Origin of the sequence: Hyunsoonleella pacifica, assembly GCF_004310335.1 — a bacterium.
Classification (GTDB): Bacteria; Bacteroidota; Bacteroidia; order Flavobacteriales; family Flavobacteriaceae; genus Jejuia; species Jejuia pacifica.
In genome coordinates, this window is the sequence record NZ_SIRS01000007.1 from 276,357 (window position 1) to 301,937 (window position 25,581).

Annotated in this window: 21 protein-coding genes and 1 other RNA gene; 9 read left to right on the forward strand and 13 right to left on the reverse strand. The window is 32.2% G+C overall.

Features of this window, described 5'->3' with window-relative positions; all coding sequences use genetic code 11:
* Nucleotides 1–139: 139 nt before the first annotated feature.
* The 6 genes from EYD46_RS16935 to EYD46_RS16960 are packed head-to-tail and all read right to left on the reverse strand — an operon-like array spanning nucleotide 140 to nucleotide 5,323.
* Nucleotides 140–691, reverse strand: coding sequence for a 1-acyl-sn-glycerol-3-phosphate acyltransferase (locus EYD46_RS16935; RefSeq protein WP_130938354.1), 552 nt, complete (start codon nucleotides 689–691; stop codon nucleotides 140–142).
* Between the two features lies 1 nt (nucleotide 692).
* Entirely contained in the window at nucleotides 693–1,775 is a 1,083-nt protein-coding gene (locus EYD46_RS16940) for an iron-containing alcohol dehydrogenase family protein (RefSeq protein WP_229731377.1), read from the reverse strand.
* 55 nt (nucleotides 1,776–1,830) lie between these two features.
* On the reverse strand, nucleotides 1,831–2,553 hold the full coding sequence (locus EYD46_RS16945; RefSeq protein ID WP_130938355.1) for an HAD family hydrolase: 723 nt from the start codon (nucleotides 2,551–2,553) through the stop codon (nucleotides 1,831–1,833).
* Nucleotides 2,544–3,272, reverse strand: coding sequence for a 3-deoxy-manno-octulosonate cytidylyltransferase (gene kdsB, locus EYD46_RS16950; protein ID WP_130938356.1), 729 nt, complete (start codon nucleotides 3,270–3,272; stop codon nucleotides 2,544–2,546). The genes EYD46_RS16945 and kdsB overlap by 10 nt, the downstream gene beginning before the upstream one ends.
* Nucleotides 3,273–3,309: 37 nt before the next feature.
* Nucleotides 3,310–3,885, reverse strand: a complete 576-nt coding sequence (locus tag EYD46_RS16955) for a DUF4126 domain-containing protein (protein WP_130938357.1) — start codon at nucleotides 3,883–3,885, stop codon at nucleotides 3,310–3,312.
* 13 nt (nucleotides 3,886–3,898) lie between these two features.
* The gene (locus EYD46_RS16960; protein ID WP_130938358.1) at nucleotides 3,899–5,323 is read right to left on the reverse strand and encodes an ATP-dependent DNA helicase; all 1,425 of its coding nucleotides are present in this window, start codon (nucleotides 5,321–5,323) and stop codon (nucleotides 3,899–3,901) included.
* 127 nt (nucleotides 5,324–5,450) lie between these two features.
* On the opposite strand from EYD46_RS16960, the gene EYD46_RS16965 reads away from it, so the two are divergent.
* The 4 genes from EYD46_RS16965 (at nucleotide 5,451) to EYD46_RS16980 (ending at nucleotide 8,455) form a co-directional block, all read left to right on the forward strand.
* A complete protein-coding gene (locus tag EYD46_RS16965; RefSeq protein ID WP_130938359.1) occupies nucleotides 5,451–6,194 on the forward strand; it encodes a hypothetical protein in 744 nt (247 codons plus the stop codon).
* On the forward strand, nucleotides 6,172–6,993 hold the full coding sequence (locus EYD46_RS16970; RefSeq protein WP_165454409.1) for a DUF3822 family protein: 822 nt from the start codon (nucleotides 6,172–6,174) through the stop codon (nucleotides 6,991–6,993). The genes EYD46_RS16965 and EYD46_RS16970 overlap by 23 nt, the downstream gene beginning before the upstream one ends.
* Nucleotides 6,993–7,529, forward strand: a complete 537-nt coding sequence (gene rsmD, locus EYD46_RS16975; RefSeq protein WP_130938361.1) for a 16S rRNA (guanine(966)-N(2))-methyltransferase RsmD — start codon at nucleotides 6,993–6,995, stop codon at nucleotides 7,527–7,529. The genes EYD46_RS16970 and rsmD overlap by 1 nt, the downstream gene beginning before the upstream one ends.
* 170 nt (nucleotides 7,530–7,699) lie before the next feature.
* A complete protein-coding gene (locus EYD46_RS16980) occupies nucleotides 7,700–8,455 on the forward strand; it encodes a hypothetical protein (RefSeq protein WP_130938362.1) in 756 nt (251 codons plus the stop codon).
* A 67-nt stretch (nucleotides 8,456–8,522) separates the two neighbouring features.
* On the opposite strand, the gene rnpB is transcribed toward EYD46_RS16980, so the two are convergent.
* The 3 genes from rnpB to EYD46_RS16995 all read right to left on the reverse strand — a co-directional run bounded on the left by rnpB (nucleotide 8,523) and on the right by EYD46_RS16995 (nucleotide 15,002).
* Nucleotides 8,523–8,847: RNase P RNA component class A (gene rnpB / locus EYD46_RS16985), an RNA gene on the reverse strand.
* Between the two features lie 199 nt (nucleotides 8,848–9,046).
* Complete coding sequence (locus EYD46_RS16990) at nucleotides 9,047–11,332, reverse strand: aminotransferase class III-fold pyridoxal phosphate-dependent enzyme (protein ID WP_130938363.1); 2,286 nt, start codon at nucleotides 11,330–11,332, stop codon at nucleotides 9,047–9,049.
* Nucleotides 11,333–11,771: 439 nt separating this feature from the next.
* The gene (locus tag EYD46_RS16995; RefSeq protein WP_130938364.1) at nucleotides 11,772–15,002 is read right to left on the reverse strand and encodes an SMEK domain-containing protein; all 3,231 of its coding nucleotides are present in this window, start codon (nucleotides 15,000–15,002) and stop codon (nucleotides 11,772–11,774) included.
* Nucleotides 15,003–15,240: 238 nt separating this feature from the next.
* Here EYD46_RS16995 and EYD46_RS17000 point away from each other — a divergent pair, with 238 nt between their 5' ends.
* The 3 genes from EYD46_RS17000 to miaE are packed head-to-tail and all read left to right on the forward strand — an operon-like array spanning nucleotide 15,241 to nucleotide 18,120.
* Nucleotides 15,241–16,986: a DNA polymerase III subunit gamma/tau gene (locus EYD46_RS17000; protein WP_130938365.1), complete on the forward strand. Its 1,746-nt coding sequence runs from the start codon at nucleotides 15,241–15,243 to the stop codon at nucleotides 16,984–16,986.
* 2 nt (nucleotides 16,987–16,988) lie between these two features.
* Nucleotides 16,989–17,552 (forward strand): hypothetical protein, encoded by a 564-nt coding sequence (locus EYD46_RS17005; protein ID WP_130938366.1) that lies wholly within the window; start codon nucleotides 16,989–16,991, stop codon nucleotides 17,550–17,552.
* Entirely contained in the window at nucleotides 17,539–18,120 is a 582-nt protein-coding gene (gene miaE, locus EYD46_RS17010) for a tRNA-(ms[2]io[6]A)-hydroxylase (protein ID WP_130938367.1), read from the forward strand. Before EYD46_RS17005 ends, miaE begins: the two co-directional genes overlap by 14 nt.
* On the opposite strand, the gene EYD46_RS17015 is transcribed toward miaE, so the two are convergent.
* The 4 genes from EYD46_RS17015 to EYD46_RS17030 all read right to left on the reverse strand — a co-directional run bounded on the left by EYD46_RS17015 (nucleotide 18,117) and on the right by EYD46_RS17030 (nucleotide 22,347).
* A complete protein-coding gene (locus tag EYD46_RS17015) occupies nucleotides 18,117–18,647 on the reverse strand; it encodes a porin family protein (protein ID WP_130938368.1) in 531 nt (176 codons plus the stop codon). The two genes, miaE and EYD46_RS17015, sit on opposite strands and share 4 nt — an antisense overlap.
* Nucleotides 18,648–18,746: 99 nt before the next feature.
* Nucleotides 18,747–19,652 carry a Ppx/GppA phosphatase family protein gene (locus EYD46_RS17020; RefSeq protein ID WP_130938369.1) on the reverse strand — a complete coding sequence of 302 codons (906 nt, stop codon included), beginning with the start codon at nucleotides 19,650–19,652 and terminating at the stop codon, nucleotides 18,747–18,749.
* A gap of 1 nt (nucleotide 19,653) precedes the next feature.
* Complete coding sequence (ppk1, locus tag EYD46_RS17025; RefSeq protein WP_130938370.1) at nucleotides 19,654–21,717, reverse strand: polyphosphate kinase 1; 2,064 nt, start codon at nucleotides 21,715–21,717, stop codon at nucleotides 19,654–19,656.
* 144 nt (nucleotides 21,718–21,861) lie between these two features.
* Nucleotides 21,862–22,347 carry a SixA phosphatase family protein gene (locus tag EYD46_RS17030; protein ID WP_130938371.1) on the reverse strand — a complete coding sequence of 162 codons (486 nt, stop codon included), beginning with the start codon at nucleotides 22,345–22,347 and terminating at the stop codon, nucleotides 21,862–21,864.
* A gap of 457 nt (nucleotides 22,348–22,804) precedes the next feature.
* Between EYD46_RS17030 and EYD46_RS17035 the strand changes: the two genes are divergently transcribed.
* A complete protein-coding gene (locus EYD46_RS17035; RefSeq protein ID WP_130938372.1) occupies nucleotides 22,805–23,308 on the forward strand; it encodes an Fn3-like domain-containing protein in 504 nt (167 codons plus the stop codon).
* Between the two features lie 47 nt (nucleotides 23,309–23,355).
* On the forward strand, nucleotides 23,356–25,581 hold a 2,226-nt coding region (locus tag EYD46_RS17040), incomplete at its 3' end, for an HYR domain-containing protein (RefSeq protein ID WP_130938373.1).

Here is a 25,581-nt window from a genome sequence, read left to right on the forward strand (position 1 = left end):
GTATAAAAAAAGCTACTTCAAATGAAGTAGCTTTTTTATGTGGTTAATGTTTCTTTTTAGTGACAAGAAATTGTTTACTTTATGTTTCATGAACCATCGATTTACAATAATCAAAACCTATGCCAAGTTTAGGTTTTTTCTATGAAAATTCAGGTATTTTACCTTTAATTCCTTTGTAAAAAGATCTTAAGTACTTAAGATCTTTTTCTACGTTATCACTAGTGTAAAATGGTTTTGAAAATGTGTTTTTTTTATTCCCAAAATCTAAAGTAAACATTACGATAGGTACTTTAGCTTCTTTTGCAATATAATAGAACCCCGTACGCCATTTATCTACTTTCTTTCTAGTACCTTCAGGAGCTAATGCTATTCTAAAAACTTCATTTGCTTTAAATAATTTCGCAACAGCTTTTACTTCGTTTTGACTGCTTCGACGATTAATAGGTCGCCCTCCTAAAGCTTTAAAAAAATACCCAAAGGGAAAAACAAACAATTCTTTCTTACCAATAAAATTAACTTCTACCCCTAATATAGTACGTACCAAAACACCAATATAGAAGTCGTGCCAACTAGTATGTGGTGCTGCTATAATGACTGCCTTTTTTAAATCGTTTTGAAGAATTTTGTAATGTCCATCAATCTGCCAGCCCATTAACTTATAGTAAATAAATTTGGCTAACTTCTTTCGCATATTACATTTTTAAATAAAGTTCTTTAAGTTTTTTTGAGGTAATGATTTTTTTCCATTTTTTCCCTATAGCATTCTCCCACAGTGGTTCTAAACTTAAGGCGATGCTTATCATAGTATCTAAATCCTGTTCTCCTAAGTTACGACAAATATCTGTTGGTAACTTAATGTTATGTTTGTCTAACATTTGTTTAAATAGCTTCACATCATCTGGATAGAATTCTTCCAAATGGTTAAATACTATACAATTACCAATACCGTGTTTAATACCCAGCAAGTATGAGAGCCCATAACTCATCGCATGTGCTACACCTACCTGAGAATAGGCTATACTCATTCCACCATGCCATGAGGCCATCATTAATTGATCTTGAGCCTCCTTTTTAGTTAAACCACCATCAAAATAAATATGCTTACATATTTGGTAAGCCATATCTCCATAAGTCTTACTAAATGCATTTAAATATGTACCATTTAAAGACTCTACGCTATGAATAAAACAATCCATACCTGTGTAAAACCATTGTTGCTTTGGCACCCCATTTGTAAGTTCGGGGTCTAAAACCACTTGATCAAATGGTGTGAAATCTGAATTTATACCTAATTTTCGAGTAGGACCTGTTAAAACAGTAGTTCTTGAAACCTCAGCCCCAGTACCAGAAATTGTTGGAATACCTACATGATAAACAGCCTTATTTTTAACCAAATCCCAACCTTGATAATCTTCAGAACTTCCTTCATTATTTAACATAATAGCTACTGCTTTAGCTAAATCTAATATAGACCCTCCTCCAATACCTATAATTCCAGAAGGCGTTTCCTTGGAAGTTAAAATGATGTGTTCTACCAATTCATCGACTTGAGATGTTTTAGGTTCTTCTTCAGTAGATACATAAATAATTTTATCTTCGTAAGAAATAGGAATTCTAGAGGTAACGTTAACCTCTGCACGAAACACATCATCCACCAAGTAAATAAATGGGGCTTTACTATTTAAGCGATTTGGAGCTAACAATTCACTTAACTGATTGAAACTACCTCTGCCAAAAATTACTCTTGGCACCATTGGAAAGTTTTTATAACTCATGTAGTGTATTTTCTTTTACAAAATGTAAAAATAGCATTATTTTACTTTTACTTAATTAAATTGACTTGAAACTTAAAGGTAGCAACTTTAAAAGCGCTCTCAAGGTTTGTATCGTCTTATATTCTTTACCATTCGTTTCCTTTTCAGTAACCATTTCATGTGCCCAAGTGGTATGAAATGGCACGTGAATAGCCTTTGCCTTAATATTTATTAAAGGTAAAACATCAGATTTTAAAGAATTACCAATCATTAAAAACTCAGATGGATTAACATCTAAATGATTTAAAAGCTTACTGTAATTGTCTTCTTTCTTATCACTTAGCACTTCAATATGATGAAAATAAGAGGTTAATCCTGATTTTTCCAATTTTCGTTCTTGATCCAACAAATCGCCTTTAGTTGCTAAAATGAGTCTATATTGCTTTGATAGTTTTTCCAAGACCTCCTGAACACCATCCAGTAATATTAAAGGCTCATTCAACATACGCTTACCTATATTTAATATTTTTTCAATGGTTTTATTTGAAATAGTGTAATTAGAAAGTTCTAACGCACATTCTACCATAGATAATGTAAAGGCCTTAATTCCATAACCATAAAGCGGTAAATTACCTATTTCCTTTTTAAATAATTCTTGATCAATCTTATTAGGAGTTTCAAACTCAGATAGCAATTTAGCAAACTCTTCTTCTGCCTTACGAAAATAAGTCTCATTTACCCATAAGGTATCATCGGCATCAAAACCTATTACTTTTATACCGCTATAGTCTATTTCCATAACTTTTTTGCACGTTCCAAATCTTCAGGAGTATCTATTTCAACACCTTCAACAGAAGTTTCTACCATTTTAATACGTTTGCCATATTCCAAATATCTTAATTGTTCCAACTTTTCAGCAGCCTCTAAAGTCAACATCGGTAACCTGTAAAAATCTAAAAGTGCTTGCTTTCTAAAAGCATATACGCCTTTGTGTTTATAGTATTTTACATTTACGTTTTCATCTCTTGGATAAGGAATAGGACTTCTTGAGAAATACAATGCAAAATTAAAATTATCTAAAACTACCTTTACTGTATTAGGATTTTCAATCTCGTCTTTATCAGTAATATGCACCATTAAAGACGCCAAATCTACTTGATTTTCTGAATCATTTTTAAAAACCTCAATCAATTTACTTAAAGATGCTGCATCAGTAAATGGTTCATCTCCTTGTACATTTACCACAACATCAATATCCAAATTTTCAACAGCTTCAGCGATTCTATCACTACCACATTCATGTTCTTTTTTACTCATCATTACCTTACCTCCATTGCTTACAATTTCGTTGTAAATTATCTCGCTATCAGTTACAACAATAACATCGTCAAATAGTTTAGTAGCCACAGTAGCTTCATATGTACGAAGAATTACCGTTTTACCATTTAAGTCTTGCATGAGTTTTCCAGGAAATCTAGATGCACCGTAACGTGCTGGAATCATTGAAATTATCTTCATTTACTATTTAGAGTTTAAATTCAAAAATACCAAATAATTACGCAACTGTGCCTTTCTTCTTTGTGAATCGTTTGTAAATTTTGAAAATGATAAATAGAAGGATAGCTACTAAGACTACAGCAATAACTGGTACAAAAACAGAAAGCACAGACATTACTACTGAAGTTCCTGTTTCTACAGTGGATACTACTGGATTTGCAATACCTCCAGTAGTTGCGGTGGAAGCTAACCTTGTAGTACTTGAAGACCCTGCAACCGCTGCAGCAGTACCTCCACCAGCTATAATAGCCAAGGCCCAAGTGGTAACAGAACTTAAATCTGCCACAGTAGAGAGCATTACTGCGGTTCCTGCAATGGCTGCAAGAGGGACTGCAATACTATCTAATAAGTTATCTACATAAGGAATGAAATATGCAAAAATCTCTACTATGGTAGCCACACCTAAGGTAATTAGTGCAGGCATGCTACCTACCCATTCCCAGGATTCGTTAAGCTGCCAAACATCAAAATATGCTGCTAAACTCAATGCAAACAAAGGTACAAACACACGAAAACCTACCGAAGCAGATAATCCTATGCCCAAACAAATACTAATTATTGTTTCAGGTGTCATTTTATTCTAAAAATTAGTCTTCAAAAAAATCATCTTTAAAACCAATAAGATACAATTTTTCTTTGGCTCTTGTTACTGCTGTATAAAGCCACCTCATATAATCAATATCTATACCATTTGGTAAATAAGGTTGTTCTACAAAAACAGTATGCCACTGTCCACCTTGTGATTTATGACAAGTAACTGCATACGAAAACTTAACCTGCAACGCATTAAAATGCTTGTTGTTCTTTACTTTTAAGAACTTTTTATACTTACTGGTTTCATCCTCAAAATCTTTCATCACTTCTTGGTATAGACGGTTAGATTCATCATAAGAAAGCGAGGGTGTTTCAGCATGTACAGTATCTAATAATAATACTGTTTCAAAAGGACGCATTTTTGGGTAGTCTACCATTCGTACTTTTACTTCAGCAAAACGAAACCCATATAACTCCACAATTTTAAAAATCTCTAATACTTCAATTATATCTCCATTAGCAATAAACCCTGCTTCTGTCGTGGGTTTTATCCAGAAATAATTGTTTTTAACTACCATAAGGTAATCGCCTGCAGTAAGCTCGTTTTCATTAAACAAAATCCTACTTCTTATTTGCTGATTGTATATGTTTGCCCGTTTATTACTTCTAACTATAATAGCAGTTTCTTCATTACCTAAAGAGCTATATGCATCATTAATAGCATCCATAATTTCATAACCATCTATTAGCCTTACAATATCCTTGAAACCATCTAGACTAAATTTAAACGTTTCAAAGAACGCATTAGTTAAGGCTTCTCTAAGTAAGGTGGCATTGGCTAAAATACCAGAATCTTGTTCTTGGCGTACTACTTCGTCTAATTCCATTACAACAACCTCTTTATTGTAATTTAAGGCAAGCTTATTTTCATCTAAAGCAGGACTAATATCTAACTTTACAGGAGGAAGTTGAGCTGTATCTCCAATAAGCAATAATTTACATTTAAAACCAGAATACACATATTGCATTAAATCATCTAAAAGCGAACCATTTTCAAATAGTTTAGAATCTCCTGGCGTATCAGGAATCATAGAAGCTTCATCTACAATAAAAATGGTGTTTTTATGTTTATTAGGCTGCAATACAAACTTTACACCTCCTCCAGAATTCTTCTTTGGAAAATAAATTTTTTTATGGATGGTAAACGCTTCTTTTTTAGAATAGTTGGCAATTACTTTAGCCGCTCTACCTGTTGGTGCCAATAATACTGCACTCATTTTTGCTTTCCATAAATTATTTACAACAGTACTTACTATGGTGGTTTTACCAGTACCTGCATATCCTTTTAGTAAATAGGCAGAATTTGATGTTTTACTAAATAAAAACTGAGAAAGTTGCTGTATTACAATATCTTGTTTTAAGGTAGGTTGAAATGGAAAATGTTGCTTTACAAGAGAATAAAATTCAGCTGAAGTCATTTAAAAATGAAACGGTTTAGAAATTAATCAAATATAGAAATGATTTTTATTAAGATAGTTTTAACCATTAAAAAAAAATTGTAGATTTGCGAAAGACCAATAAGAACTTTAAATAAATTTTAAGACTATGTTGATAATAGGAGTTATCGTTGTAATACTTATTACTATAGGGTTAGTGAAGCTCATTGACAAATTTGTACCAAACAAATTTAGACCAGTTATAATGATTGTTTTATGGGGTATTATATTTTTCTTAGCTTATCAAACATTTATGTCTATATATGCACCCATTCAATTTAATAAAGAAAAAGAAAAGCGTTATATTCAAGTAATCGATAAATTAAAGGATATAAGAGAAGCTCAAATAGCTCATAAAAGTGTAACCGGAAAATTTTCTGGAAATTTTGATGAATTAGTTAAGTTTATTGATACAGCCAGTTTTACTTTAACTCAGCGTAGAGACTCAAGTGTTGTTGACGAAGAGTTAACTAAACGTTATGGAGGTGTAGAAACATTTAAAGATATAGTTATAATAGATACTTTAGGTACTAAACCAGTTAAAGATTCTATTTTCAAAAATTCCGATAGGTACAAAACTATGATGAATGTACCTGTTGGAGAAGAAGGTGCAAAATTTGAATTGAAATCTGGTTATGTTGTTCAAAATGACATTAACATCCCTGTATTTGAAGCGTCTGTTAAAAAAGATGTAGTTTTATTTGATCAGGATAAAAATCTAGTAAGACAAGAAAATGAAGTTATTTCTTCTGTAGTAGGAGTTCAAGGAAATTCCATAAAAGTTGGTTCAATGGATGAAGCTCAAACTAATGGAAATTGGGCAAAATTTTATGACACTAAAGACAAGAAATAACACAAACGATACTATTACCAATCAAAAACTGTCCATTCAAATTAGTTTGAGTGGACTTTCTTTTTGTGTTCTAAACACAATTACTAATACTATTTCCAGTATTGAATACATTAGCTTTAATAAAAAAGTAAATCCTTTTGAAGCATTAGAACGTTTAATCCATTTTTTCGATACCAAACCCTACCTCCAAGACAAATTTGACGACATACTTGTAATTCATGAAAATGATTTATCTACGCTAGTACCCAAACCTCTATTTAATGAGGATTATTTAGCAGATTACTTAAAATTTAATTCAAAAATATTAAAGTCAGATTATATAAGTTATGATACTTTAAGTAATAATGAAAGTGTTAATGTTTACGTACCTTATGTAAATATCAACAACTATATTTACGAAGCTTTTGGAGAATTTACATTCAAACATTTTTCTACAATTTTAATTGAAAAACTACTATACAAAGACACAGATTCCAAATCAACAAAAACCTATATACATATAGGAGAACAACATTTTGAAATAGTTGCCGTAGATAATGGAAAACTAATGCTATACAATACTTTTGAATATAGTAATGCAGAAGACTTTATCTATTATATTTTATTTACGCTTGAACAGCTTAATTATGACCCTGAAAAAATAGACACAGTATTGATAGGAAACATCTCAAAAGAGCATATCTTATACAAAATAGCATATAAATATATAAGAAATATAAGTATAGAAAAGCTTGGTAAAGAACTTACTAACGATTCAGAATCTAATCATTCAAATCACATTATTGTAAATAGTTTTTAATGCGTATTATTTCAGGAATTTATAAAAGCAGAAAAATTATTGCGCCAAAAAACTTGCCGGTTCGTCCTACAACTGATATGGCAAAAGAATCATTATTCAATATTCTTAATAATCACTATTATTTCGATGAAATTTCAGTATTAGATTTATTTGCAGGAACAGGCAATATTAGCTATGAATTTGCCTCTAGAGGCTCAGAACAAATTACTGCTATAGACCAACACTTTGCTTGTGTAAAATTCATCAACCAAACTGCGGAAAATTTTGAAATGCCAATAGACACGATAAAAAGTGATGTTTTTAAGTATTTAGAAAGTACTAAACAAAGTGCAGATATAGTCTTTGCAGATCCTCCTTATAGCTTCTCAGACGAACAATTTGCAAAAATACCAGAACTAGTTTTTCAAAACAATATCTTGCTAGATGAAGGCATGTTAATTATTGAGCATTCTAAACATACAAATCTCTCAACCTTACCAAACTTCTCAAACCAAAAAAACTACGGCGGTAGCGTATTTAGTTTCTTTAAAAACTAGATGCTTAACATTTGTTAATATTTAAGTTTCTTTTTTTCAGTACCTTAGAAATCTCCCTTAGAGTCCCAAGCTCTATTGATGCTACTCTCAAACTCAAAAAAGTATAATCTTTTTTAAGTAGGCTTGTTTATGGTTTATTTTGAATACTAACCTTAAAACCATAAATAATTATGAAAAATCAAAAAAACTTAGCTTTAACTTGTGTATTATTTTGTTTATCAATTTGCATGTCTTTTGCCCAACAAATGTATGTTGTTTTCCAAGACAATGTAAAACCATCTAAAATGTTAGAATACGAAAAAGCTGTAAAAGCTTTTAACGATTCTTGTACAGAGCATAATGTAGATGCTGAGTGGTATGCCGCAGCACAAGACGACTTTACGTATTATTACATCACGCCAATTGAAAATATGGCAGAACTAGACAAAAGACCCATGAAAGCAATGGCTGAAGCTATGGGAGATAAATTTCAAGAAATGATTACAAATCTAGATAAATGCGCCACAGCTTCTGGTTCTTACATCATGTATAAGGTAGATGATTTATCCTATAAAGCTCCAGAAGGCACAGATATGACAGACCAAAATCACCGTGTTTGGTACGAATTACATTATCAAGCAGAAAACAAAGATAAAGTTAAAGAAGGGATGAAAGCCATCAAAGCCATGTTTGAAGAAAAAGGCTCTAAAGAATATTATAATATCTATCACTCCGGGTTTGGTACTATGGAAAATTTTTATTTAGTATCCGTAGCTGCTAAAGATGGAATAGATAGCGAAACGCGAGCAAAGGCAAACCAGGATGTTTTAGGCCCAGACCGTTATGACACATTTAACAAACTATTAGCCTATTTAGACGAGTGGGTTGAACATAGAGGAAGAATGCGCCCAGACCTATCCTACATGCCTAAAAAAGAAGAACAATAATACATAATTAACCAACCATTTTTAACCATAAACCCTTCCTTGATATTATCTTGGAAGGGTTTATACTATAACAACGTAAATCTATAAGCCGAATTCTGTATTACGCCAAGGCGCAACCCTTATCATTTATCTCAATGTTTTGTTACCAAAACACTTTAGCTGCCTACCCTCCAGCAATCAAACGTGCCGCCTTCAAGCGCTGGTATACATGGCATTGCACCACACAGAGTTTACCCGGTTTCACTACGGCATTACCCGTACATACTTTCTGTTGCACTTTTCCTAACCTTTCGGCTGGTGGCTGTTAACCACTGTGTTACACTATGGTGTTCGGACTTTCCTCCCAAGTGCTGAAATAAATTCAGCACAAGAGCGATAAGGCGATTTACTCGCTGGCAAAAATACAATTACTATCTTAAAAAACTAACCGAATTATTATTTGGGCGTTACCCTCCTGCGTCGGGTCAGGCTTTCGGCAGTCGCTCCCTCCTATCGTCGGGGAGCTTCAACAAATGCCTCAATCCTTAACGCGGGCACACTTGCTAACATTAAGCATTAACATAAAAGAAAGTAATTATTTAGAGGGGTAACCTAAAAATTTTTATAATACACTTCCAAAACCCTATCTATAGTATCTACAACGGTTTTAGCATTAGCCTTAGTAAAACAAAGCGCAGGTTTCGTTTTAAGTACATTATCAAATTGACCATCGGTACTAATTAAAATATGTAAACCTTTCAATTCATTTTTAATGTGATGTGCCAAATCCGTATTGGGTAGTTTTGTACCATCCTTCACAATCTCAACACCCAAAAATAAACCAGCACCCCTTACATCTCCAATACAAGGATATTTTGTCATCAACCCCTTAAATAATGAGGCATAATAGGCACCAACTTCCTTAGCGTTTTGTTGCAAATTTTCACTTTCAATCACATCCAAAACAGCCTCAGCAATAGCACAAGACACAGGATTACCACCAAACGAGCTAAAAAATTCTACACCCTTTTCAAAAGACGCAGCAATTTCGTCTGTACATACTACAGCACCCATGGGATGCCCATTCGCAATGGGTTTCCCTAAAACAACCATATCAGGTATAACACCATGCATTTCATATCCCCAAAAATAATCCCCAAGCCTACCAAAGCCTGTTTGTACCTCATCACTTATACACACACCTCCCTGCTTACGTATGGCAGGGTAGACCGTTTTTAAGTAACCATCAGCCAACGGAACTTGTCCTGCACAACCTACAATAGGCTCTGCTATAAATGCTGCAATATCGTTCTTAAAAGGTGCCATATCATTAAAGGCATCGGTAGCATAACTTGCTCCAATAGTATCGTTATCGCCAGCATACTTACCCTTGTAAGCATCAGGTAAGGCTGTTTTTAATATATAAGGCTTTTGTCCTTGCCCTTTTGGGTTATTAAACTTGTAATCGCTAATATCTATAGATGTTTGTGTATTGCCATGATACCCTTGTTCCACAACCATAACATGCGATTTTCCTGTATAAAATTTAGCCATGCGTATTGCTAAATCGCTCGCTGCACTACCAGAATTCACAAAAAACACTTTATTTAAACTCGGAGGAAATTTAGCGACTAAACGCTCCGCATAACGCGCTAAATTATCGTAAAGGTATCGTGTATTCGTATTGAGTTTAGCCATTTGTTGCTGACCGGCAACCACTACTTTAGGGTGCGAATGCCCCACATGTGGAATATTATTGTAAGCATCCAAAAACGTGGTACCATCAGTAGCATACATATATTGAAATGCCGAACGTTCCATATATATCGGCGTATCATAACTCATCGATAATATACTGCTAATATGTTGGTGTCGTCTAGTAATAACCGCTTCAATTGGTAATAGTGTAGCTAACTCAAACCCAACAGCCTCTTTAAAACTATTGGTAGCCTTTACAGGCCCAATGGCTAACCAACGGTATAACATACCCCAGGCAGAAACCTCACTTACAGATGCATAAGTATTTGTTGGATTTTCCTGTTTTGCATAAGCCGAATTACAAACACTAATACACAATCGTGCTGCAATAAGGTAATACAGTAACTCAATTTCCAAGGGTTTAAGCGGTAAAACCTTATGATAAGCTTTTAGAAATGCACTTGCCCATCGTAACGGATCTTCTTTATCGTAGCAAATATAGGTTAACGCTACTGCTACTTCATTTATTAAAAACGAATGGGCAATATCTCCAAAATCTATAATGCCAGAAACAGCATGTTCCGCTACCAAAACGTTCCACTCGTTGGCATCGTTATGGATAATTTGTTGTCGTAACTCAGGAAAACGAGGGCACACAATGGCCTCAAATTGCTGAAAAAAGTAAAGCACTACATGTCTATCTTTAGCCAAAGGAATAGCCTCCATATATGCTTTATTCAACTCAAAACATTTAATATCCCAAGGCCAACTTCTAGATTGTATCGTGTAGTTATTTACCAATTGCAACTCTATATCTAGTTTGGCTAAAAACGTTCCAAAAGCCGTAATTAAAGGTTCGGTATGTGTAACATCCCCTAAAAAAGAGCCATCCACATAGGTTAGCAAGCGACATATTTTATCACCATTCTCCGCAGACATTCGTGTAGCATAGGCTCCATTTTTTGCTTTTAATGGTTTTGGAGATTTAATGTTTAAAGACTTAGCTACATGTAAGAGCGCTTCGTTTTCTGCCTGTACTAAATCAAACAATGCTGTAGTATAGCTGTATGTTTTAAAAATATAGTTAGTATTATCAGCTACTATCAAATAATTAGAATTATCATAACCATCAAGTTGCTTTGCTTGCGCTACAGTAATACCAAACACCTCCTGTATATATTGTTTTAATGCAGTATTCATAATTTTAGCAACCTAAAATCTATATTTATGTGAGATAAAAATACAACTCTTGACATTTAAAAAAGGAAATAAAACTTTTATTTTGGGCGTTACCCTATCGGGTCAGGCTTTCCACATATATCTTTTTAAAATAGAGGTCATTGCGAGGAGCTTGCGACGTGGCAATCTCAAACATTAAAGTTCATTATAAACTTGTATTTATCTAGATTTAAAAAAGGATGCCGTTGCAATCCTTAAAGCAGTTGCGCTTACTGTCTTAATTTCTTAAAACAAATTAGTGTTTTTTGAAGAATTCGTTTAACGGTCTTGTATATGAAAAGTAGCGGATTTTTTGCACTAACTTTTCGGATTTATACTGACCTTAAATTTATAAAATTGATTTCCGTTTAAACACTAAAAACCGCAATTTTTTATATATGTTGTTGTAAGCTGGCTTTTTTTAATTCAGTTTAATTCCGAAATCTTTATTCACTTCTTTTATTGTCTTAAAAATTAATTCCTTGTTTATATTTTTTTGATTTACATAAGAGTTTATAAACCTGACTGTAAATCTATTATCAACCGAATTTAGTTGATGTAATGAATTTACAAATACTCGAGGTTGTATTTCTCGTGCCTTTTTGTGAAAAACGTTATGAGCATAAATGTTACTATAAATATCTCTCGTTTTAGCAATATTACAGTTTTTAACATTAGATAAAAAAGTACATATTTCGGCAAATGAAACATTACTTTTTAAAGATTTTTTAATGAAAATCAGATTATTTATTTTCTCAAAAAAATCAGAGCAAAGTTTTTCGTCACAATGAGAAAAGTTAACCAAGAAATCAGATACTTGTGATAACTTATAATTCTTGTTATCCAATTTGGTTATAAGGTCTAATTCTAAAAATGTGGAAAGAATTTTATCCGCTAAATGCTCGTTTATAGGCTTTATACTTTTTATTATACGAACGGATACCTCTGGTAAAGAACTCAAAACTCTACCTTCAATTATATCTTTATTTGAATCTTCGATTAATTTTGAACAATAAGAATTAGCTCCAAGCTTGCGAAGACAGTTAAGTATAGCTGGAATTTCTCTTCCTTTAATGCCCTTTGAGTTAAATCGTTCTTTGAAACTATGGTTTTGTTCAATTAATTTCAAAATCTTTAAGGAAGTTGTTTTACTCGCTTTATTTATGTTTATGAGCATTAGGCTGTATTCGTCCAAGAATTTGATTTCATTTAATTTTTCAAATAAAAGTTCGGCAGAATAATTTTCAAGTAAGTCTTGTAAAAACAAATTATCAATTTTTGCTAATTGAGCAAAACCTTGACTAATTTGCTGAATTTTTGCGTATTTAAGTGATTCTACAATTTTCCATTTTTCAATCCTATTGAGAATGACTTTAGCCTTTGAATTTGTCTCGTATTTTTCAAAAGTTTTAAGTTCACTTAATGTTTTTGTTAACTTATAAAAATCAACCCATTTCACACTATCAGCTAAAAGAATTGGGTCTAGTGATGCAAATATTGGTTTTACATTTTTTGGACTTAATTTTCTTAATTCAGTTAGAGAGTTACCAATTAAGTCAAATGAAGTTTCTTTAATTATTTCTTCCCATTTCTGTTGCGATATGAGGTCTGTTATTCGTTTTCTTATTTTACTATCGTTGATGTTTTGTATAGCTAGAGTAACTTTATGATTTGCAGAGGAATCTATTAATTTTCTTAAAGTTTCGTCATTGAAAGTTTCGTATAGTTTAGATTTTAATAATCTATTAATTGGCGAAATTGAATAATGTATATAGGATAAAACAAATAAACCTGTGTTTTCTCTTAATAGAATCTGATTTATATTTTTATTATTGATTATTAAACCATTGATAATTTCGTTTAAGTTGGATTTGGCAAAGATTTTTACAATTTGAATAATCTTTTTTAATTGAGTTGAATTTGCGTTCTCTGAACTTTTAAAATAATTAAAAAGTGCTAGTTTACTTTTTGAATCATTGAATAATAATCTTAATATATCGTAGTTTTCTGCTGAACCAACATTTAAAAATATCTCAATTATTATTTCTGGATATTGTTCAATTTTAATTTCCTCAATGTATTGTTTTATGTTTTTAAACTTGAATAAATTCTTATCCTTATTGAATTCTGTTTTAAATACTCTTTGATTAAGAAACAGGTATGAATCAATAAGTAAATCGCAAAAACTTGGTTGCATAAATAAGGATTTCAATTCTACGTCTTGAGTGTAAAAAAGTCCTTCACGTTCTGTTGTCAATTCGATAATTGGATCTACTTTTTCAAATGGAATATTAAAAGAATAAAGACAAGAATACTTTATGATTTCAAGAATTTCTTCTTTTGGGTATTTTTTTAAAAACTTATTAAATAAATCTTTATGAATTATTTCCTCATCAATGTTACTTAAAACATCATCTGCCTTACACCAATTGTTTAAAAGCAATTTAAGTTTAAGTAAATTGTTTTTAGAAATGTGTTCAAGGTGCAAAATCCCACCTTGTCTTGGATTGTAATTTTGTTTTAATAAAAAATCAGAGCGTTTTGCTACAACACCAAGGATTTTGTCTCTTTGAAAATCTTTAGAATTATTTCTCTCAAGAGATAAGCAATTACTTCTTAATGTTTCAAAAACGTCATCAAGTTCAAAGGTTTTTCTGAAATCTGTGGATATATGTCTTGAAACAAAAAGAAAAACAATGTTTTTAAACTTTGAGTTTTCTTTAATTAATCTATTGGCAAGCTCAAAATCTAAATGAATATCATCAATAATTAATACAGTTGGTAATCCATTGATAGCCTTTAAGTCCTTTAATAAGGTGGAATAACTAGTATTAGTTTTCAATTGTAAATAAAAGGGAACAATGCCTATTTGATTTTGTAAATAATCACAGATTTTTAATGCAACTGTTGTTTTTCCGGTTGTTGGATGTCCTGTTATTAAATAGGATAGTTTGTTTTCAAAGTTTATAGTATTTGCAAAGTCAAGAATTGACTTTTCTTCTTTTTCAGAGTAGTAAAGTAGATTTTGGTCAAAATCTACTTGTGTGGTTCTTGCTTTAATGTCATTTGAAGTATTTTCAAGATAACTAGGAACTGATTGTATTTCGTTAAATCGATTATCGTATACATCAGATTCCAGGTTTAATTCAAACCATAAAAAGTCACGTAATTCGGACTGTTTTGCTGGATTTAATGCTTTTATTTGTTTGCCTAAATTTGCTGAAAAATAAACATCTTCGTTTGGACTAAATAAATTGTAAGTATCAAAATTCTCGAAGGTTTTAGGCCCGAATTTTTCTTTATGTGAAATAATAAGAAACTTAATTTTTGAATACTTTCTATCATATTTTCCTAAATCAATATTCTTTTTGAAAAGGTTTATAGAATCTTTTATTTTAGTAGAATTATCTTGAGCAGAAACTTGAAATGCTATACTATCTGAATGTAAATCAATAGCAGGGTAATCTTGTTTGATTAGATTGCAGTTTGTAAATCCCTTGTCAAATATTATAGAAAGTATTCTTGCGAAAATACCTTCACAAGCCTCTGCTTTGTCATTAAATTTAAGCTTGGTGCCGTATTTTACATCAGTTGTTATTAAGCTTAATGCAAAAAGAATGTCACTTAATATATTTTGAGATTTGTAAAGCATTATTGATTAGTCATTCAATTTTTAAAATATCTCAAGTGTTTTTTCAGCTTGCTTACAACTTTCAGAATATGACGCCGTTGTTAATGGCTTATATCCGCCGGTAAACGAAGGTAGCTGAAAATTTCTACAAAATCAAGAAACATATATTCGGGTTTTGTTAATAACTCCTATCAAATTCTGAATTCAGAATTCAGAATTCTAAATTGAGATAATTAAATTTGTGTCTCAAGGATTTTTTATGGAACACTTTGTAGTATCAGCCCGTAAGTACCGCCCACAGACCTTTAAGGATGTTGTGGGGCAGCAGGCTATTACCAATACGCTACTAAATGCCATAGAAAACAATCATTTAGCTCAGGCCTTGTTGTTTACTGGACCACGTGGTGTGGGTAAAACTACTTGCGCCCGTATTTTGGCTAAAATGATAAATAGCGACGGTACTGAGAAAGAAGATGAAGATTTCGCCTTTAACATTTTTGAGTTAGATGCAGCATCCAACAACTCGGTAGATGACATTAGAAGCTTAACCGATCAAGTACGTATACCTCCACAAGTAGGGAAATACAAAGTGTATATTATTGATGAGGTACACATGCTCTCTCAAGCTGCCTTTAATGCCTTTTTAAAAACATTAGAAGAGCCGCCTAAGCATTGTATTTTTATTTTAGCAACAACTGAGAAACACAAAATAATTCCTACTATTTTATCGCGTTGTCAAATTTTTGATTTTAAACGTATTACGGTAAAAGATGCTAAGGAATATCTAAAATATATTGCCGAAGAACAAGGGATAACCGCCGAAGATGATGCTTTGCACATCATTGCACAAAAGGCAGATGGTGCTATGCGAGACGCCCTTTCTATCTTTGACCGTGTAGTAAGCTTTTCAGGTAAAAACCTTACCCGACAGGCTGTAACCGAAAATCTAAATGTACTGGATTACGAAACGTACTTTACCAGTACCGATTTCATCTTGGAAAATAAAATACCTGAACTGTTATTACAGTTTAACAACACACTTTCCAAAGGATTTGATGGACACCATTACATCTCAGGTTTAGCCTCTCACTTTAGGGATTTGCTAGTTAGCAAAACCGAAAGTACAATTACCTTACTAGAGGTAGGCGACCAAATAAAGCAAAAGTATTTAGAGCAATCTAGAAAAGCATCGCAAGAGTTTTTACTGCAAGGTATACATCTCGCTAATGAATGTGATTTAAAATACAAAACCAGTAAAAATCAACGTTTATTAGTTGAATTATGCCTCATGCAGCTTGCCTCTATCACTTTTGATGGAGAAAAAAAAAATTCTAGAAACTTCATAATTCCAGCATCTTATTTTCAGAAAAAAGGCATTACGCCAATTCCTGTTAAGACACATGTAAAAGAGACAGTAAAGCAATCCGTTTCTGAATCAATTCAAAAGGAAGTACCTGTTGAAACCACCACGGTGGACAACACAACAGAAGTTATTGAAAAGTTTCAAGTTAAAACACCTTCTAAGATTGAATTAAAACAAGATACCAAACGCAGGTCTGGATTATCTTTAAGTAGTATTCGTGCTAAAAAAGAACATCAAATAAAACAAATGGAGGTGGTTATTGATGAAAAAGACCTCCCAAAAGAAGATTTTACCGAAAAAGAACTGATTGAACACTGGAAAGCTTTTACTGCTAAAACCCAAAAAGAGGGCAAGCACAATCTAGCTTCTATTTTAGCTATTGATACCCCAAAAGTTAAAGGCACTACAGTATATTTAGAATTTCCTAACGAAACCAACAAAGTAGAGTTAGAACGGCAACAATATGATTTAATGGGGTATTTGAGAAAATCTCTCAATAATTTTGACATTAACCTTTCTATAACCGTAAACGAACAAGTAAGCAAAAAGTACGCTTACACTACACGTGAAAAATTCGAGAAACTAAAAGAAAAAAATGCTGCTATTGAAGCATTGCGTAAAACATTTGATTTAGATATTTAGTTATGAAATACATGATTTTAATACTTTTAACTGGTACCATGATTTTTTCCAGCTGCGATAGAAGAACTACAAAAAGGGACGCGTTAAAAGCGTCTGTTGCAAAATTTAAGAGTAATATAAAATCGCCCCATGTTGCAGAATATTTTCCAAAATCGTATGCTGAAGTTCAGACGGATACTATTTTAAGTAACGGCTACCGTGTAAGTATTAAAAACTTTACGAACATGAATAAATTGGTAGAACTACCAAAGTCTGTAACGATTAATGAGACTACCCAATTTAGACAAATAGATTCTGAAATTACTGTATATAAAAATGATAAACTTATTTTTAAAAATGTATTTAGTAACGTGTTTTCTGAACACTTTAATAAAGAAAATATTAGTTTACAAGACTATTTAAATAATGGCATTAGCATAGATGAGATGGCTTCTTTATCTCAGAATAAAGTTGTATTGATAACAGCCAACACCATACCAAAAAACAATCAAGGCACCTACTACAAATTGAGTATTGACGAACAAGGAAATTCTAATATTAAAAAAATAGAAGATGTTAGGACTTAAATTACCAACAGACCCACGTTGGGTAAACATAGTAGAAAAAAATATTGAAGAGATACTTACAGATCATGCCTTTTGCGAGCAAAAAGCAACTAGTACTGCTATTTCTCTAATTGTGAGTTTCCCTGAATACACTGATTTGGTTCAAGAAATGACAGCATTGGTAAAAGAGGAAATCAGTCATTTTAAGATGGTTCATGATAAAATAATTGAACGTGGTTGGACTTTGGGTAGAGATAGAAAGGATGAGTATGTTATTGAACTTATGAAATTCTTCCCTAAAGGCGGTAGTAGAACTACACAATTGGTACATAGACTGCTTTATGCCGCATTAATTGAAGCAAGGAGCTGCGAACGTTTTAGATTATTATCTGAAGAATTGGAAGATGAAGAGTTGCGTACCTTCTATAGAAACTTAATGGTAAGCGAAGCCAACCACTATACTATGTTTTTAGGTTTTGCCAGACAATACGGCAATAAAAAAGAAGTTGACACCAAGTGGCAGCAACTTCTTAATTATGAAGCCAAAATTATGTCTAACCTCGGAACTTCAGAAGCTATACATGGCTAGAATTGATAACCAATTCCTATTTGTATATTAGTGTTTATAGCTTCAACACCTGCAACACTATCATCAAATATATTTGATAAGCCGTAGCTATATCTTAAATCTATAAAAACCATTTGATTAAACTTATATTCTAAACCTCCAATGGCAGAATAATGAAAGTTATTTATGCCATCCTCAGTTTTATGAGATTTTAAAGCAACTTGTGGTCCAGCACCTAATCGCCACTTCTCATTTAACCTAAATTTAAAAAATATAGGCATCTGTATTAAATCTAAATGCAAAACTTCTGCTTTTGCTCCCTCTGGAGAAAATTGAAGTTCTGGAACTAGAGATACTCCATTAGACAACCTAAAATCTCCATAGAAACCTATATAAAAGCTGTTTCTATGTTTATTATCCATTGTTGGAGTTTCTTTAAAATCTAAATTAGAGATGGTATAACCAGCTCGAACACCGTAAGTTCCGGCTTGTGAAAATGCTTGAAACGATAGGCTAAGTAAAAAAGCTATAAGTGCTAATCTTTTCATTTTTAATAGTTTTGGGTTTATATTTTGTATAAATATACGCCTACGAATATATATTATAAATTTAAAATACAGTTGAAATTGTAGTTGAATTGCAGAATTTTACTGTGTATTACTTGATACTGTATTATGGTAAATGCTTTTTATAATACCATCAGCTAACCCAATTTTAGGTACGTAAATATGTTTTGCACCACTCCATTTCATGGCAAATAAATAAATACGCATTGCAGGAATAATTACATCTGCTCTATCTTGATTTAACGAAAGTTCTGTAATTCTTTCTTCATAAGAATAACTTTGAAGCGTGTTGTAATAGGTTGTGAGATAGAAGTAAGTAAGGGGCTTACCTATAGCTTTTCCTGAAACTTTAAATATTTTATTGATATTTCCTCCAGAACCTATTACACTTATTTTTTCGTATTTACTTGTGTGCTCTTTAATCCATTGGTTTAAATCTGCCCATGATTCTTTTTTAACCATATCATTCAACAAACGCACTGTACCAATTTTAAATGAGCGGGATACAATACGTTCTCCTTTACTAATCACTGAAAATTCTGTACTTCCACCTCCTACATCTACATATAAATACACTTTTTCAGGGTGTATAAATTTATTTAAATCAGTCGCTGCTATTATTGCTGCTTCTTCTTCCCCATCTATAACATCAATACTTATACCTGCATGTTCTAAAACAGCATTTACAACTTCATTACCATTTGTAGACTCTCGCATTGCAGAAGTGGCACATGCTTTATACTTTACAACTTTATGAGATTTCATAAGTAATTTAAAAGCCAACATTGTATCTAACATTCTTTGCATATTTCCTTTTGAAATACGCCCTTTTATAAAAACATCTGCCCCTAAACGAATTGGCACTCTTACTAAAGAATTTTTTTTAAAAACAACAGGCTTACCATTCTCTTCAATGACGTTGGATATTAAAAGTCTCACAGCATTTGAACCTATATCAATAGCTGCATATTTTTTTATTGAAAGCATACTATTTTTTTAACTTTTCAAGATAATAATCATACAAAGCTATTTGAGATCTTACTTTTGGATTATCATCTACCCGATACTCATTTTCTTTCTCTGTATTTATTAATCTGGCTTTTACATTATCACTCCAGCATATATCAAAATTATCAATTATTTCTTGCTTTATATCCTCATCATAAATTGGACAACTTACTTCTACTCTATTTTCTATATTTCTTGTCATCCAATCTGCCGAAGAAATATATATTTTTACATTTTCGTTCTTACCAAATATATACAAACGTGGATGCTCTAAAAATTTATCAACAACACTTATTACTTTAATGTTTTCGCTCATACCCTTAATACCGGGAATTAAACAGCAAATACCTCTTACAATCATATCAATACGCACGCCAGCATTACTTGCTTCATAGAGTTTATCAACCATATCATAACTAGATAGACTATTCATCTTTAATCTTATATAGCCTTGGTTACCATTTTTACTTTCTTCTATTTGTTCATCAATAAGTTTAAAGAACGCTTTCTTGGTATAATGTGGAGATACAATAAGGTGCTTGTATTGATATATCCTGTAGTTGGTTTCAAAAAAATTGAATATTTTATTAACTTCTTTTAATATAGGCTGACTTGAGGTAAACAATGTGTAATCTGTATATATTTTTGCCGTAGATTCATTAAAATTACCTGTACTAATAAATCCGTAACGTTTTAACTTTTTACCTTCTTCACGCTCAATAACACACATTTTACTGTGAACTTTTAATCCTGGAACCCCAAAAATTAGGTTTACACCTTCTTTTTTCATTTGCTGTGCATAATGAATATTAGCTTCTTCATCAAATCTTGCACGAAGCTCTATAGATACAGTTACTGTCTTACCATTAATGGCTGCGTTTATTAAAGAACTGGCAACATGAGATATTTGAGCAAGCCTATAAATAGTAATTTTTATAGTTTTTACTTTAGGATCTAATGCTGCTTCCCTCAAAAATTTTACGATATAAGAAAATGTATGATATGGCGCATGCACCATATAGTCTTTCTGAGCAATAGCTTCAAATATGCTGGTTTCTAAACTTAGTCCTTTAACAGGTAACGCCGAAATTTTATCATAAAGTAAATGGTCTATCCCTAAACTTGGAAAGCCCATATAATCTCTCTTATTATGATATCTACCTCCTGGTATGATACTATCTGTATTGTCAATACCCATCTTTTCCATAAGATACTCAAGGGTATCAACATCTATTGTCTTATCATAAACAAACCGTACAGGCTCACTAACTTCCCTGTGCTTAACACTATCTGATATTTTTTCAATAAAACTCTTACTTAAATCACTATCAAAATCTAGTTCTCCATCTCTAGTGATTTTAATCATGTGAGCAGAGATGGAATTGTAATCAAAAATGTTAAAAATATCACTTAAACAGAAACGCAATAAATCATCAACCATGATGATGAAATTTTTATCTCCTCTTCTTGGAAGTACTACAAAACGGTCTACTGTTTTTGGTATTTCTATAAGCGCAAACTGTTTTGTACCATCATTCATCTGCATTTTAACTGCCAAATATGCTGCACTATCTTTTAAGTTAGGCAGAACCACCAAATCATTCAATACAATGGTAACTAATGCTGTACTTATATTTTGGAAATAGTAATTCTTAATGAATGCTTTTTGTTTATCATCTATTTGAGATTCATTAATAACAAAAATATTCTCATTCTTAAGTGATTTGTCTATTTCATTTAGAACTCTTAAACTTTCTGCCTGTTGGTCAATTACTATCTTAGTAATTATTTCGAGTAACTCTTTAGCTTTAATACCTCCAAGTGCATTTTTACCTCCTTTACCAGCTTCAACAATACGCTTTACCGTAGCATATCTTACTTTAAAAAATTCATCTAAATTATTTGAAAAGATACCTAAAAACCTTAATCTTTCTATTAGTGGGACACTAACATCTGTAGCTTCTTGTAGCACACGTGCATTAAACTGTAACCAGCTGATTTCTCTATTTATGTATTTGCCTTCAGTAGTGTCTGTTTTAGTCATCTATATCAAGTTATTTCACTAACAAATATATTTCATTTAAGGTAAACAAGTTACTCTATTCCCTATAAAAATTTAGTTAAATCTATGCTTTTTATAAAGTATTAAAAACGAATAATTAGAAATAGATATATATGATGGTTTTAATTATTTTAAATTTCTCGGAAAAAGAGTGTATGTAGTTTTTCCTGTGCTAATTTTTGACCATTCACTCTCCTCGAATTCTATAATTACAACACCACATGTTGGCACATTATCTATAAATTTATCTCCATAAGTATTTACAAATGCTGTAATCGCATGGTTATGACCAAACACCATTAAAGTTTCAACAGAATTACCACAACTTTTTATAACATCAACCAAATCTTTACCTGAAAAGTCATATAATTTATAATCAAAAGAAACTTTACTCTCTGGAATATTTAGTACTGGCAATATTATTTGAGCAGTTAATTTAGTACGCATTGCATCGCTTATTAGTACTTTATCTGGTATTATATTATGAGATTTTAATTCTGTAGCCACAAGATTTGCATCATTAATACCTCTAGTTTTTAATGGTCTTTCATGGTCAATAACATCAAATTCCCAAGATGATTTTGCATGCCTTATTAGAATAAGTTTTTTCACTACCTCTCGATTAAAAGCGTTTTTTTTCGATAAAATGTTGTTTTTATCGATAAAATTCAATTTATTTGCTTAATTAAATTAAAGTATAATCAACATTAATTGTTAAATATCAGTTTTTGAATGACTAAAAACACCTTTATCCGATGAATGGTATATAATGCCGATAATAAAAAAAATTAAAACTTTTTATCGAAAAAAATAGTGTTTTAGCATTTTTTTTTGAAAAACATTAAAGATATGTGTCTATTTGTATTACCTACAAATTAAGAAAAAATGACCCCAAATCAAATTTCGCACAGTAATGCAGTCGTATCTGACTCATTTACCTCTAACTGTTTTTCCCTCAAAAACTTTACGATTTTTGTTTTGATTTCAAGCCAAAGTTAATTTGGTACCATTGGTTTGTTTGGTTTAATACAAATTGAGATAAAAAATATTAAGATAACTATTCGTAATCATGAAAAAAGCAACAATTGCACTAACAATCATTCTTAGTTTCTTCTTAGGAAATAACATTGGTTTTTCACAAAACAATTTTGGCTGTGATGCTGAACTTTCTGTTGAAAAAAACAGAAGCGTAAAGTCCGTTGGAGAGAAAGGTGTGTTTTTTACCCTGATTTTAAAAAATACTTCTAATGCAAAAAAGAATTATACTTTAACATCTAGTAAAAGCCAACAATTATGTAAGAAAAGCAGTAATGATTCAAAATCAACTTACAATAATTCAGAGTTGAATGTTTTGTTCATGCTACCTAGTAATCTTAATTCAACGACGTCTGATCTAAATGTAACCATTAACGCTAATTCATCTCAAAAATTTTATGTAAAAATAGAAGCCCCTGAAGGTATCCCGTATAAAACTTGGAGTTGCTTAGCTATTAATGCTAAATCTGATAGTTGCAGCGCTACAGGTGCGGAAACCATTTTGAGTGTATATGTACCTAATCCCTCTGAAGGATAGTTAATAAATAAAGTTTACCACTATTTAAAGACTTTAAAAAAAGCTTTATGAAAAATCCATTACTATTCCATAGAAATCAAAAAACAAGCCTTACAAAGTTATTATTTGTATTGTGCTTTATCTTTTCTATAAATTCTTTGACTTCACAAGAAATTATAGTAAATAAATATGCTGTTGAAAATGCTACTAATTGCAATCAATTTGATATTACACTAGAAGTCATAGGTAATCCTCCCCCACAGCCTCAGGAAGTTGTTCTTGTCATTGATAGATCTGGTAGTATGTCTTTTGACGATGGAGATCCCACAACCCCTTTACCTATTGAAGCTGCTCAAGACGCTGCAGTTGATTTTGTAAATCAATTCTTTCTACCAGTTAATAACCCTACAGGTTTAAACAGAATTGCAATTGTTACTTTTGGTACAACTGCTTCTTTGGATGAACCACTAACCGATAGTAGTGGGCAAACAACATTAATAAACACTATAAATACAATATCAACTTCGGGAAGAACAAACACTGAACAAGCCGTTATTCTTGCAGATAATGAATTAACAACTAATGGTACTTTTGATTGTAAAACAAGTAGAAGTATTATTCTTTTATCTGATGGTGTACCAACGAGCCGAGATCCGCGAAGTAGCTTAACCGATTGTGGTTCAATCACAACCGTAACACCTTGTCAAACTGAAGCAATCCAAGCTGCACAAGATTCATGGACTACAACAGTAGCTGGTGAAGAATACAATCAAAGTTTTTTTACCATAGGTCTCATTGGTGGAATTTCAGGTGATACAGAGACAATTGGGGTTAGTACCTTAAATCAAATGCAAAATGCTGGAGCTTTCACAACAGAAGATAATGCTGATTTAACCGCTATATACAACGTAATACTTGGGCAATTAGTCGCAGCAGCTACTCAATTACCTAGTCAAGCCCTAGTTACAGATATAATACAAACAGGTTACTCATTAGTTCCTGGAACTATTGTTGCTAGTAAAGGTACAGGCTCTGTTTCAAGTCAAACAGTTTCATGGGATGTAGATAATGTATTTAACGAAACCATAACTCTGAACTATACTATAGAAGGTTCTCCATCTGTTTGTGGTGTTAACCCTTCTGGAGCATCAACTATTAACTACGAAGATTCATCTTGTAACTCGGCGTCAATAACATTTAACAACCCAACGGTTTGTTTACCTTGTCCTAATATTAGCCCTACAATTTCGCAAAGCGGATGTACAAGTATTGATTATTCAAGTAGTGTAGATCAAGGCGGGTGTTCTTCTGTAGCAGATTCATACGCATGGGAATTCTTTTTAGACGGAAATTCAGTTGGAACATCAAATACATTAAGCGGTACCTTTAATTATACTGGCACAGCACCGTTTGAAGGCGATTTTACGGCTACGCTAACCTATACTGGTACTTATGGTTCTGGATGTATTTTACCTAATGTTTCTGAAAATTCAAATACAGTTACTTTACCTAATACTTTAACTGGAAATATATCTTCTCAAACAAATGTTACTTGTCCAAGTACTACTACTGGAGAAATAATAGCTGAAGGCGTTAATGGTACAGCCCCATATTCTTATTCCATTGATGGTGGTTCAAATTACCAGTCTTCTGGAACATTTTCTGATTTAGCTACTGGAAATTATACCATAACCATTCTTGATGATATTGGGTGTACAACTACCATAAGCACCACAATCACAGATAGTGGTGATAATGAAAATCCAACTATAACTTGTCCTAACAATCTAACAATAAACACCTCAGATGACGCAACAGGCAACTGTACAACAACTGCGTCTCTTGGGACACCTACAACCGCAGACAATTGTTCAGTAGCATCTGTTATTGCTCAGGTAAATGGCTCTGATATTGACCCTCTTACTTTTGAATTTGGATTAGGAGATACTATTGTTACTTGGATTGTAACTGATAGTAGTGGCAATACTGCTACTTGTACTCAAACTGTTACTGTAAGTGATGATGAAGACCCAACTATTAATTGTCCTACTCCTATTAACGTAAATGTTGATACAGGTATAGATGGTGCTGTGGTAACATATACTACGCCAGTAGGAATTGATAATTGTCCAAGTCCTTCTACTACCCAAATCGCTGGATTACCTTCTGGTGATTTATTCCCAGTTGGTACTACAACTAATACGTTTGAAGTTACTGATGCAGCAGGTAATACGGCTACTTGTAGCTTTGATGTAACGGTAACTGATAATGAAGATCCAACCATTAACTGTCCT

Coding starts and splice junctions, on each gene's coding strand:
- EYD46_RS16960 (WP_130938358.1), bottom strand. CDS start 5,323: ATGACTTCAGCTGAATTTTATTCTCTTGTAAAGCAACATTTTCCATTT.
- EYD46_RS17005 (WP_130938366.1), top strand. CDS start 16,989: ATGAAATACATGATTTTAATACTTTTAACTGGTACCATGATTTTTTCC.
- kdsB (WP_130938356.1), bottom strand. CDS start 3,272: ATGAAGATAATTTCAATGATTCCAGCACGTTACGGTGCATCTAGATTT.
- EYD46_RS16935 (WP_130938354.1), bottom strand. CDS start 691: ATGCGAAAGAAGTTAGCCAAATTTATTTACTATAAGTTAATGGGCTGG.
- EYD46_RS16990 (WP_130938363.1), bottom strand. CDS start 11,332: ATGAATACTGCATTAAAACAATATATACAGGAGGTGTTTGGTATTACT.
- EYD46_RS16940 (WP_229731377.1), bottom strand. CDS start 1,775: ATGAGTTATAAAAACTTTCCAATGGTGCCAAGAGTAATTTTTGGCAGA.
- EYD46_RS16980 (WP_130938362.1), top strand. CDS start 7,700: ATGAAAAATCAAAAAAACTTAGCTTTAACTTGTGTATTATTTTGTTTA.
- EYD46_RS17020 (WP_130938369.1), bottom strand. CDS start 19,652: ATGCTTTCAATAAAAAAATATGCAGCTATTGATATAGGTTCAAATGCT.
- EYD46_RS17035 (WP_130938372.1), top strand. CDS start 22,805: ATGAAAAAAGCAACAATTGCACTAACAATCATTCTTAGTTTCTTCTTA.
- ppk1 (WP_130938370.1), bottom strand. CDS start 21,717: ATGACTAAAACAGACACTACTGAAGGCAAATACATAAATAGAGAAATC.
- EYD46_RS16945 (WP_130938355.1), bottom strand. CDS start 2,553: ATGGAAATAGACTATAGCGGTATAAAAGTAATAGGTTTTGATGCCGAT.
- miaE (WP_130938367.1), top strand. CDS start 17,539: ATGTTAGGACTTAAATTACCAACAGACCCACGTTGGGTAAACATAGTA.
- EYD46_RS17000 (WP_130938365.1), top strand. CDS start 15,241: ATGGAACACTTTGTAGTATCAGCCCGTAAGTACCGCCCACAGACCTTT.
- rsmD (WP_130938361.1), top strand. CDS start 6,993: ATGCGTATTATTTCAGGAATTTATAAAAGCAGAAAAATTATTGCGCCA.
- EYD46_RS17015 (WP_130938368.1), bottom strand. CDS start 18,647: ATGAAAAGATTAGCACTTATAGCTTTTTTACTTAGCCTATCGTTTCAA.
- EYD46_RS16965 (WP_130938359.1), top strand. CDS start 5,451: ATGTTGATAATAGGAGTTATCGTTGTAATACTTATTACTATAGGGTTA.
- EYD46_RS16955 (WP_130938357.1), bottom strand. CDS start 3,885: ATGACACCTGAAACAATAATTAGTATTTGTTTGGGCATAGGATTATCT.
- EYD46_RS16995 (WP_130938364.1), bottom strand. CDS start 15,002: ATGCTTTACAAATCTCAAAATATATTAAGTGACATTCTTTTTGCATTA.
- EYD46_RS16970 (WP_165454409.1), top strand. CDS start 6,172: ATGACACTAAAGACAAGAAATAACACAAACGATACTATTACCAATCAA.